At 40.8% G+C, this 11,341-nt stretch carries 9 protein-coding genes and 2 pseudogenes; 1 reads left to right on the top strand and 10 read right to left on the bottom strand.

Annotated features, from left to right (window positions below; all coding sequences use genetic code 11):
- The first annotated feature begins 113 nt into the window (after positions 1 to 113).
- Positions 114 to 1,193: a 3'-5' exonuclease gene (locus tag BMW65_RS07745; protein WP_090604205.1), complete on the top strand. Its 1,080-nt coding sequence runs from the start codon at positions 114 to 116 to the stop codon at positions 1,191 to 1,193.
- 137 nt (positions 1,194 to 1,330) lie between these two features.
- On the opposite strand, the gene BMW65_RS07740 is transcribed toward BMW65_RS07745, so the two are convergent.
- From BMW65_RS07740 to BMW65_RS07695, 10 genes and pseudogenes are all read right to left on the bottom strand, one after another.
- A complete protein-coding gene (locus tag BMW65_RS07740) occupies positions 1,331 to 1,786 on the bottom strand; it encodes a hypothetical protein (RefSeq protein WP_090604203.1) in 456 nt (151 codons plus the stop codon).
- A 31-nt stretch (positions 1,787 to 1,817) separates the two neighbouring features.
- Positions 1,818 to 2,282 carry a helix-turn-helix domain-containing protein gene (locus BMW65_RS07735; protein WP_090604202.1) on the bottom strand — a complete coding sequence of 155 codons (465 nt, stop codon included), beginning with the start codon at positions 2,280 to 2,282 and terminating at the stop codon, positions 1,818 to 1,820.
- 11 nt (positions 2,283 to 2,293) lie between these two features.
- On the bottom strand, positions 2,294 to 2,824 hold the full coding sequence (locus tag BMW65_RS07730) for a hypothetical protein (protein WP_090604200.1): 531 nt from the start codon (positions 2,822 to 2,824) through the stop codon (positions 2,294 to 2,296).
- A gap of 43 nt (positions 2,825 to 2,867) precedes the next feature.
- Positions 2,868 to 3,779 (bottom strand): annotated as a pseudogene (locus tag BMW65_RS24835) (PDDEXK nuclease domain-containing protein); the annotation flags it as partial.
- A 169-nt stretch (positions 3,780 to 3,948) separates the two neighbouring features.
- Positions 3,949 to 5,001: a PDDEXK nuclease domain-containing protein gene (locus tag BMW65_RS07720; RefSeq protein WP_090604196.1), complete on the bottom strand. Its 1,053-nt coding sequence runs from the start codon at positions 4,999 to 5,001 to the stop codon at positions 3,949 to 3,951.
- A gap of 103 nt (positions 5,002 to 5,104) precedes the next feature.
- Positions 5,105 to 5,707 (bottom strand): annotated as a pseudogene (locus tag BMW65_RS07715) (LPO_1073/Vpar_1526 family protein); the annotation flags it as partial.
- A 58-nt stretch (positions 5,708 to 5,765) separates the two neighbouring features.
- Complete coding sequence (locus BMW65_RS07710; protein ID WP_090604192.1) at positions 5,766 to 7,016, bottom strand: PD-(D/E)XK nuclease domain-containing protein; 1,251 nt, start codon at positions 7,014 to 7,016, stop codon at positions 5,766 to 5,768.
- Positions 7,004 to 9,286 (bottom strand): argonaute/piwi family protein, encoded by a 2,283-nt coding sequence (locus tag BMW65_RS07705; RefSeq protein WP_090604190.1) that lies wholly within the window; start codon positions 9,284 to 9,286, stop codon positions 7,004 to 7,006. Before BMW65_RS07705 ends, BMW65_RS07710 begins: the two co-directional genes overlap by 13 nt.
- 76 nt (positions 9,287 to 9,362) lie before the next feature.
- A complete protein-coding gene (locus BMW65_RS07700) occupies positions 9,363 to 10,301 on the bottom strand; it encodes a hypothetical protein (RefSeq protein WP_143053838.1) in 939 nt (312 codons plus the stop codon).
- Positions 10,302 to 10,396: 95 nt separating this feature from the next.
- Positions 10,397 to 10,975, bottom strand: a complete 579-nt coding sequence (locus BMW65_RS07695) for a hypothetical protein (protein ID WP_090604186.1) — start codon at positions 10,973 to 10,975, stop codon at positions 10,397 to 10,399.
- Positions 10,976 to 11,341: the final 366 nt, after the last annotated feature.

Genomic DNA, 11,341 nt, shown 5'->3' with positions numbered 1-11,341 from the left:
ATGGGACTACGTATGTCTCGACCCCAGAGAGAAAAATGTAAACTGCTCCGAAAAAAAAGTGGCCTGAAAACTTGTAATTCATTAGAGTATATGAAAGCAAAACCTTGTTATTTATGGTTGGGGACAAAGATCAGGCAATTTATGGCTCTCTCGGAGGTGTTGCAAAGACTGTAGAAGCCATAAGTATCCAGTTTGGGCATATAGCTATTTCGGAGTTGGAATTGTCAGGCAACTACCGAAGTTCACAAAGGGTAATTGATTATTATAGAAACTATCAAAGTGCTGGAATCAATATAGAGTCATTGAGTAAATATGCAAAAGAATCGGGATTGATTACTTTTAATAGAAACATAGATAAAGATGAGTTGGCAGACTATATAGCCCAAATAATTCAACAAAATCTTGATAGTGGAGTTCCCGAAAATGAAATCTGTGTATTAGCCCCACAATGGTGGCTTGTTATACCTATGGGTAGAAAATTAAAATCACTTTTGCCCAATGTAAATTTTGATGCTATTGGGCTATCCCCCTTGTTAAAAAATAAAGAGAATATATGGTTTAAAGTAGCTCGATTGTTTTTGGTTTCACCTTCTCCGAAAATGTATTTCGTACGTGGACGTTGGGCGATTGAATTAGTGAATGAATTTGATAGTTTGGGAATAGAAATTTTACCGGAAACAGACAGGAAATCAAAGGTCCTATTAAAATTTATTAATTCAATCTCATCGGAGAAAGAAGATGGATTGGCTTATTTAGAAGAATGCTTTAAATCATTATTAGCTCTATTGTGTATTAACATCCAAAGATATCCTACTTTAAAACTTCATTGGGAATATTTTTTCGAAAGCTCTAAAAAGCGTTTAGAAAAGCCGGAATTTGACTATGCGAAAGATATTGCAAGTTTTAAAAGATTATTTAATCATACTTCGGGTGTAGTAGTCAATACGTGTCATGGTATTAAGGGAGAAGAGTTTCATACCGTAATAGCATTTGGACTACTTAATGGATATGTCCCTCATAAATCAGACTTAGATCCTATAGATTCCTCAAGAAAACTCTTGTATGTAATATGCTCACGCTCTAAAAAGAATTTGCATTTAATTTCGGAAATTAGAACCAGATATCGGAGACAGATGCTTGTTACGGAACATTTAAGAGATTTGAATTATATGTATGATTCATATAAAATTTGAGTAACTCATTGGCAGTGTAACACAAACGTGTCATCCGGATCAACCTCAACTTAAATTGGAATAGATGGGAATGTAAAACAAACTGTGTCAGGGATTGAACAGCGGCCCCACGGGGACAAGTTTAACGCTGTTTAATTTTACTCTATGTCCATATCATCCTTCAGCAATCGCGTCACGTCAAAAACCGGAAGGTAATATTTGTTAATGAATGAGCCAGTGGATTTGGCGATAATGATTCCCCTCGCGGTTGATATGGATAGGTCAAGCAATCTTTCTAATACATTACCGGGTAGCCGTACGTTTTTGGTTTCAGGGCTTATAAGGCTTTTTAGATCATCAAGTTCGAAAGCAAAAGACCCTTTATAATGAAATAAACGTAAGAGATCACCGCTAGCGTCGTCACCGTAGTCATAACTGAAAGCTAAGTGGATCGTCACTTTGTTATTATCGGCGTCGGTGTTAAAATAGACGTCTACACCAACGTTTAAGAAACCTACGTCGAATGAATTGATGATATCATCGCTAGGTTCGTTTATTGTGAATGCCTCCGTTTTGACGTCGGTTAGTCCAATCACAAATTTATCTTCTGTCATATAGTGTCGGAATTACTTTCGTTGACCAGCTTTATACTGCGGTGGGATACTTAAATGTGCCGTGAATAGCCTTCACCGTTACTTCTTGCTCGTTTGTGATGCCATGTCCACCAACGTCGATCGTCGTGTTTTTGCTGTATTTTTCTGTTATCATGGCCGTTGGAGAAGAGGTGGCATTTTGCAATGCAGCATACACAGAAATAATATCTTCACCCAGTGCGCATTCAATATAAGTGATTGTTTTTGTAGAGAAACTATGCGTGCCAGTCAACCACTTACTGATTTCAGACCGCTGCTTGCCCATTGTTTTGGCTAAATCAGCGGGTTTCATGTTTTTTTGAGAAAGTATATCTGCAATCCTATTAGCAATGGCCAAATTACGCTTCACTAATTTATCAATAGCGGGATCGCCGTATTCTTCCAACCAATTGGAGATCAGGTTATTTTCCTTCGTGACGCCAGCATTACGGGTGTGCATTTTTCCTTCCTTTTTCATGCTAATTCATATTAAAATATCAGCAAAAATTCCTCGTCGTATACAATATCCGTACGGTCATCGTTCCATTCAATATCTCTTTGGTTAAAACAGTCGTCGATGACCTGCACCAATTTGTTTGCCATCCTGAAATGTGGCCATACGTTCGGACAATCCTGTGCTGCTTCTGCCGTTTTAACATCACCGTCAAACAGGAATACCACGCTTTCCGACAGCCGATAACAATACAACCGGAGGTTATTGGTCGCCACTTTTCCGGTTCCTATTTCGACGTAGGTGGGTTCCCGATGTAATCCTTTTGGTGGTAGGGCATGTGCTTCTCTTTCATCCCGAAACAGATGGGGCCTCGCGCCCCATGCGTTGCCAATTTCTTTTAACCAAGACAAGATATGATTTAGCTTTTCACGATTATGTTGTTGGTGCCTCGAAACAAACTTCTCAAAATAAGAAGGCTGATCCGCCTCCTCGTCTACCAAAGCAACCGAATAATAAGTCACTTTATCATAACTTGCTATGAACGATATTTTAGCAAAGGTACTCATTAGGTGAAAGATTTACAAGGATTTGTTCATTAAAAAGTGAACATTATTCTTTCTCCTTGTCCAACAACCTCAACTTCTCCTTTTCCCGTTCTATCTCCGCGATCAGTTCTTCCTCGGAGGGGAGGTAGAGCATGTATTTAGTGGCGAATATTTGGTTATTATCGTTAATGACCGAATATTTGACTACCGTTTCGCTTTTTTCTGTACATAGGATAATGCCGACGGTGGGATTATCGCCCTCGGGTTTCTTTAGGTCATCAAACAACCTTCGGTACATATCCATCTGCCCGATGTCTTGGTGGGTTAGTTTGCCTACCTTAAGGTCTATCAGCACGAAGCTTTTTAGTAAGTAGTTGTAGAATACTAAATCGATATAAAAATGCTCCAACTCTGTGCTTATCCGATATTGGCGACCTACAAAAGAAAAGCCTTTACCGAGTTCGAGCAAGAAATGTTGCAGGTTTTCAATGAGAGCGGATTCGATATCTTTTTCTGAGGCATTTATGGGTTGGGGTATGTTGAGGAACTCGAATACATAAGGGTCTTTGATGAAATCTTCGGTACGTTGCTTTTCCAGCGTATTGCTGTGTTTGATGGCAGCTTCCTTATCCTTTGAAGTCAATAGGCGCTCGTAATAAAAAGAGTTGATGTTTCTTTCCAGTGTTTGGGTATTCCAGTTTTGTTTTTCCGTTTCCTTGATATAATATTCTCTAGCACGTTCATTTTCCACACGCATAATGGCTCGATGGCGTGTCCAACTCAATTTGCTACGCAATGCGTAGCATTTTTCGTAGTCAGGGTATGTGAGGTAAAACTGCCTGAAATTTCTCAGGTCAGCCGGAGGATACCCATTGCCATATTTCAATGTCAATTCTTTGGATAACGTTTTCAGAAGCCCTGTACCATATTCCGCACGTTCTTTCCCTTCCTGCTCTTCCTCTGCGATGCGTTTGCCCGTAAGCCAATACTATTGGAATGGTAGTTCCAGTCCAACCGCAATTTCTACATAACAAAAGCTTCAAGTTCTATGTTTAATGGGGGCAGACTGTACGATTCTGCTTTTAGTGTAATGGCCCTCGCTATTGGTTCCATAGGGTTTCTAGCTTTGACTCGGCATCGTTGTGCTAGGATTTATCTTCCTGCTTAAGCTTATTCTCGATGTGCTTTTTGGACACCTCAATAGCTTGATGTAATTTTTCCTTTAGCAGTTTTTTACTCGGTAGTTGGGTAAGATATTCGGAAACCTTGATGCCGACTCTATCGAGTTGGAGGAGTTCCACTTGTTCGTGGCTACCTTCTGCACAAAGAATCAATCCTAACGGGGTGTTTTCACCCTCTTCCATTTCGTGTCGTTCCAACCATCTTAAATAAAGTTCCATTTGGCCTTTATAGGCGGCTTTGAAGCGACCTAATTTCAACTCGACCGCAATGAGCCTCTTAAGCTTCCGGTGGTAAAACAGTAAATCCAATTTGAAGTCTTCTCCATCGATAATCATGCGCTTTTGGCGTTCCACGAAGCTGAACCCTTGTCCCAATTCAAGGATGAACCGCTCCAACTCCCTTAAGATGGCATCCTCAAGATTCTTTTCGTTATAGGTGTCTTTGAGATTTAAGAAATCCAGTAAATAAGGATCCCGAAACACGAGGTCTGGACTTATTCTATTGTCATCACGGAGTGTTTGTAGTTCCTGCTTTATCAGTTCATCGGGTTTCTTGCTGATGGCTGTGCGCTCATAGAGCATGCTGTTTATTTTTTCTCGGAGCGTCTTTACGTTCCACGCTTCCGCTTTGCATAGTTCCAAATAGAACTCCCGTTGAAGTTCACTTTTCAATGGAATCAACGCAATGAAATGTGTCCAACTCAATTGTCGTATCGCCGATACGACAATTTGTTCATCCGAAAAAACCGAGGCAAACTGCATCATTCGTCTAAGGTTCTTCTCAGAAAAATTATTGCCGTATTGCTGTACTAGGCCATCTGACAATGTTGCAATGATTCGTTGTCCATAAGCTGCTCTTTTTTCGGCAAGGAAATCTTCGTTTACACGTTTGCCTACTCTCCAATAAAGATAAGTAAGTGTGCTGTTTGCGGTCTGGGCGAGCTGTTGCTTACTTTCTTCAATCAACTTAACGATATCGGCAAAAAGTTGCTTTTCAAATTTAGCAGGTTGGTTCATTATGTTTTTCAGTGACTATTTGCTAACAAATATAGCAAATAGTGTTTGAATATGAAAGAATTAAAATAGAAGTTTTGGTTGCGATTTACTATGATTTCCGTATTTATTTTATCCATATTGATAAATCCATAGTATCTCCTGTTCTTCTTCTGTAATTCACGTGGGCAATTGCGATGCCAACACTTGATAATTCGAAGTTTTTAAAGAGCGTGTTGTTGCATACATCAAAAAGAACTTCCATTTTTGGGTAGAATTCGACTAATAGGTCTTTGATTTCTGTATCGTTTTTAGTTGTTTTATCAAAAAATTGCTTCAGTTTTTTTTTGTTTTTTGCTGATACTCTTTCTTCAGTCATTAAAAGTTCCAAAGAGTTTTCATCAAAAGCCCTTATTTGGAGTTTTTTGGGGTCGTGAAAACAAGACATGAGTAAATTTACAGATATTGAACAACCTTTAAATTGAGCGCCAAATTCTTCCGCTGTAAATCCTTTTGCAAAGAATCCTTGATAATTTTTTCTAAACATCACTTCTAATCGATGATAACCTCCCGCTCGAATATTTCCACACCTTAGATACTCGAGATAATTGTAATGTTCATAATCCTTTAAAAGGTTATCAATAAAAGGGAAAACATATTCGCTAAGGTAAGCCTTAAAGCCTTCAAAATTCCTAACATTCATACGACGAACCCTAACAATAAGAAAGAGAAGCGTTACACACGAATAGGCTCGTTAAAAAAACAGGGTAAATAAACGGCCGCCTATATTAGACCATTCCTTTTTTAGTAGCTTTGAGATTCGCCGGGCTTCTGTTTATGACCCCTGGACGGGCCATGACAACTACATCCGAAATGTTATTGAAACTGCGCACGCCGTTCCTGAATATACCGTAATCGTGAGTTCGATTACTGTCATCCCAAAGAAAAACTAACATTTGATTGTATTTATCTTTGTATACGCTTTCCTTCTTAAAGTAGAGTGTCGCGTCGGCAGCAATTTCCTCCAGCATTTTTTGGAAACTTTTGCCTTGGCGCAGGTACTTTACTTCAATGATTAGATTTATCGATGGCAAGCCAATATCTGCACGGGGGTTAAGTTGGCCGGTAGTTTCCAAATAGAATTCATCCTCTAGGTCAGGAAATAAAGGTGCGAGGATGAAGTACAAAAGGCTTTGTACATGGTATTCATTTTGTACGTCCCACTTTTGAGGGGCGCTGGTTTTAGTTTTAGCTGAATCTTCCCATACCCAACGCCGGAAGGCCGGGGTAAGGTTGGAAAGGACTTGAACGACCTGCGGGATTGTTGGCATATTGATTGATATCGCAGGCAAATGGTTCATTAAATAATCAATGGACTGCAACCGTGCTGCTATGAATGCAATATCGCCTTCTTCCCTAATCGCTCCATTGCACACTGCTTGGTATATTCGGTCAAAGCTGGTAGGTGAAAAACAGTTTATTCCCCGTGAATACAAAGCCAGTTCCATTTCCGACGCATGTGTGTGATCAAAATTTATGACTGTATTATCTTCCAAAACAAATAACGCGGCTGCCATCAACGATTGCTTCCAAGGCGGTAAAGTTCCAACAGAATTTGGAATAAATGATCGCATCCATTTGGCAATATTTTTTTTCATCCCGGTATCTGCACGCCTTGCACCTAAAGCTAAGCCAAATAAGGCGATGGCGTCATTGTAGAACGCAGCCGGCCCAACACCAACAATCATAGGCGACCTGCTCGCTGTCCTTTGCAAGCCATCAATTAGGATAGGTAACAGGTCCGAATTACGCTCTGAATCTATCTCCAACAAAAAGGCGATCTGTGCTACATGGCTATAGTTATTTACAGCCGGGTTTAACGGTAAAACAGGCATCTGTTGCGATCTTGAAGGCGGGTATAACCAAGCGCTAAAAGCATATTCGATCGTATCGGCTGACATCTGTCTGATCTTTGCCGATAGTGCAGCAAAAATATCTTGCAATAGCAGACCTGCGGGGTTTGATTTTAAAGAAACCATCGTGTTGTACCGATTTTATTGTAAATCGCATCCGGGTTCCAGTTAGGCGTTCCGGACAATTGACTTAGCATTTGTGCCATTAATTGTGAGTAATAGATTGAAACGGGCATTGGTGCGGGCTGGTAGCTTCGCCAGGAATGAGCCCCGAACTTAATCACTTGCTTGCATAAATAAGCCATATCCTTAAATGTCGAATCCCGGTGAAGGATCAGTTGTACGGGTTGAGGAATACCATCACTCGCCTTTTTCAATTCCACGGCACCAGTCAGCGAGGCCAGAGCGACGTGTTCTGATAATTGTAGATAGTTGGTACGTTCAGGTGCATAAATGCCTTTACCAAAAGAACCCGGTTGAGCCGTATCAAATAATATATAGGGACTATTAGGTGCCACATGAACAAAAGCAAATTCAACATTAAAATCGCCGAGTTCGGACATTACCTGCTTTACCGCATCTGCCTCTGCATCTTTAAAGGTTTTAAAAGCATGAAAGATTAGCCTTACCGTATCTTTGGGACGCCAAGCGAAATCAGTTTTAACTCGATCCATTGTTGTGCGCAGATTTTGCAATAGCGTCTCGAAGTATTCGTCTGCAGTAACAGCAGATGAAATATTGTTCACATAATAACGGCCATCACCTGTAAATACGGTGGTAATTCCAACCATCCGCTCTTTGGCACTTAGACGGCTAGTGTGTATCATAGCACTACCGATGCCGAAAACCACTTCATGACCAATGGTCGAGTCGGCTGTCAGTAACCAAGGTACGCCGCCAAGTTTAGCATAGGTGGCCAAAGCCATATTATTCAGGCTCCATACGATTCGAGCGTCAGGTTGGCCAAGATTTTCCATAGTAAATTCCTGTACCGGTATTTGTTGGCCGACAAAGCGAGCTTTAGCTGCTAGATAAGGGTTGTTTGAAGCCACACGGCCACGGAAGCCGTCGTCAATCTGTATCAGCGCAAGATCGAATGTGCGAGTACTGCCGTTTGATTGCAGCGCGGCCGTAATTGCCCTGTTGTAAGACGTGATACTGTCATCTTCGGCTGTAAAAAAATCTATATAGCAATCCTGCAACCGAAACTTGTTTTTTAATCCAGTGAATTCAAAGGTTTTTCCGCCTTTTCCGTAGGCCACCGGCGGCATACCATTCAGGAATTTATGCAAGATTTGTTCGACTTGTCCTTTTTTATTAGCCTGGAGTACAACACAAATATGAGGTTTATTGGGACTAAATGTCTCCCGTGAAAAAGGGCCATATTGCTGTAAACCACCATCATTCCAAGTAGAAACCTTAGCGGCTCCCGGAGAAAACACAAAAACCGGTTTTTCAGCTTTGTAGGTCTTTATGTGGCTGGTCTTTGCCTTATCATTGTCCAGAAAATTGCCGATCTGAAATGGCACACCGTCTACCAGGCTTAGTTTAAAGGTCTGATAACTTGCCAAACCACGTTGAAGCTTTTCGAATTTTTTATTGCCCACGTGATATTGAGCCAGTTTCTTGTCAATATTGGATAATATCTGCGATGCATCCGTGCCATATATTACCCTGATGCAATTGTCAAGATGGTCCTCGCGGGGTTCCAAGTACATTTCGGTCGGATCAGCAAGCTCAAGTTCTCCAGGCCGTAAATCTTCAAGTTCCAACATTCCGTCGGTATTTACATTCACTACCCGGCCGACCGTAGAAAATCGTGGCTTTAATTCGGGGTTTCTGCCGTAGTACGGTTTTCCTACATATTGATTGAGGACGGATACGCCCTTCGTCATTAATTGTTGGCAGGTCAAAGAGATTCTTGTCGCAGTACTAATGTTGATCGTTATAGAAACGAACGGTGCCTTTCCCACCGGATCAATGACACGAAATTCGACCTCCCATTTCACAAATACACCTAGCCCTTTCACCAGCGAATAGCCTTGAGGCATACAATCTTCTAATAAATTCTTTTTGGTGATAAGATAGCTGAGCGGCGTAATACTTGATACCCATAGGTTTCGTTTAAACAATTCACGGTAAAATGCGTGATTTGCAAGCGAACGGGTTAATGAAAGATCCTTTTTAAGATCAACCTGCTCACGCATGCCACCTAGCGGAGGCAACCCCTTTTTTATAGGAACCGCCAATATAGAGTCGCCGGTACGCTTGATCATATGCGTGTAGCGACAATCGTTTCGTAATTGTTCGAGCTTTTCATCGTTAAACGGAAACTTTTCAAGATATATGACGACATCGTCAAATATGATCGGTGCAGTATTTAGTAAAAGTGGCATATTAAATTAAAAACTAAACAAGTTACTCATGTGCAATCTTATAGAATAGAGATGTGAAAAATTCAAACCCTTCTGATTATGCCATCACCATATCGTCAAACACTTCAAATTCGTTGAGCCCCTTTATTGTGTTCATACCCCAATGCGCCTGAGTCGATATTTTTGCAGCTTTTACCTCTTTGCCCGTTATGGGGTGTTTTATTTTATGGCGGCCGGTAACTAAACAAGCCACTACTCCCCAAACCGGTAACCGGCTTTTAGCGTCTATAGGAATGTCGGTAAAAGCTTTCCAGCGTTCTTGGAAGATGTGCTGCTTGCCCTTGGTATCCGTAAAGACACATTCAACAAGGCCCGGATCATCGCTACCTACAAAGCGTTCTATTTTTACCTTTAGGAAAGCGGTTTTATCATTTGTTTCTTTCGCAAATACATCCCAACTATTAAACTTGTCCCGAAGCTTGATTAGTCTGGGTGCTTTTTTCTTAATAGTGTACGACTGTAGGTCTTCGGCGAGGAATATTGGTCTGATTGGCTCATTAAAATGCCCCTCGCAATCTTTGAAAATCTTCAAAGCGGTTTTGGGGAAGTAGAAGTAGTTGCCTTCGTACTTTTCGTCCACCCAAGATTGAATTTGTTCGGACGTAATGGTACTATTGGAGGGAAGCAATAGGTCTTTAGGCTCTTCGCCGAAAGAGATTAGTGATTTCCATTTTCCGTTGCCGACTTTTTTATCCGCGCGGTAAAGATTCCGACCCGCCTCATCCGTCGCTTGTAAAATGCGGGTGGAGTAGGTAGGCGCCTGATTGACGTTAGGGACGATGGTCTGAATGCCACTGCCAAAAATTTGCCGGAATTGATTGGTTGCGGCAACTGAATAGGTTAATTTTTTGTTGGGATCTTCTGCATCTCGGATATACAAATCGCGTTGGCCTAAAAGAAAAGCAAGTTCAAATTGGTTATATCCTTTTTCATGCCGGAGTATTAGCACATTCAGCATTCGTTCCACTTCTATCATCGGCATGGCTTTTACAGTTATTTCGATATACTGAAGAGAAGGTTTCATATTTGCTGGTCAAGCGATAATCGTCGTTGGCCACAAATATACGAATCCTATTTTCGTTTTTTTGGCTTGATATAGGTATTGAGGTCGTTTTCTAAAATAATCACAAGCAGTTTTCTTTTCACGGCGCTAGCCAATGGTTGGCTAAAATTATTTGCTTTCCAATTTTGGTTTTGCAACGCATTACATTCGGTAACTATCTCGTTAACTGTCCGAGCTTTTTCGAAAAAATTAGTGGATTCAATCATCGCATTCAATGTGCCAGTAGGGCCAGAGTCACGAGGGATAGGGGCTATTTCCTTGATAACTTTCTCGTCTTTTAAAATTTCAGTTGGGTAAAAGTCGTAGACAGTATATTCAGTTTGTATTATGGTTTTATCTTTCGCATCAACCAACTCCTGCTGCTTTTCTTTTGCTCTTATGCTAAGATAGATAGCGATTAAACTCAAAATTTCGTCAGAATATTTGGCGTTATGTGCACTGCTCTCTATGTGTCCGATATATTTCGGGTTCTTTTTCAGAAATAACGAAATTTCTTTTGCCGTAACACCCAGTTCAAGTCTAATAATTCTTATTCGAATTATCAGATAAAGTTCTATAGGGGATAGATACCAGATTGTTTTTGTCATTCGTAAATGAAGTGCTAATGCTTATTTATCATTGGTGTCTTGAAAAATTTGTTTTTATCGATTGGTCTGTTTATATTTGCTCTGTAAGGAAACACAAGGTAGTTTCCCACAAAACTTAGGTGTTTAAATTAAGAGTCTTGCGGCTACAATTTCTGAGGACGCGACGCAAGGCAGCAGAATAAACACCCATGTCTATGCTTATTGTGCTATATTTGCCTATAAGATAGATGTGGGGCTGCTGTAATCCCGTGTCGTGTAAAGCCTCAGAAACTTTAATGTAGCCACGGTTTGTAGCCCCACATGTATCAATTGGGCGCACGCCAACAAGACTCGTTACTGACCATAACGAGTAATGAAACCACAAAA

Origin of the sequence: Parapedobacter koreensis (assembly GCF_900109365.1) — a bacterium.
Classification (GTDB): domain Bacteria; phylum Bacteroidota; class Bacteroidia; order Sphingobacteriales; family Sphingobacteriaceae; genus Parapedobacter; species Parapedobacter koreensis.
This window is presented reverse-complemented; position numbering and strand designations above follow the sequence as displayed.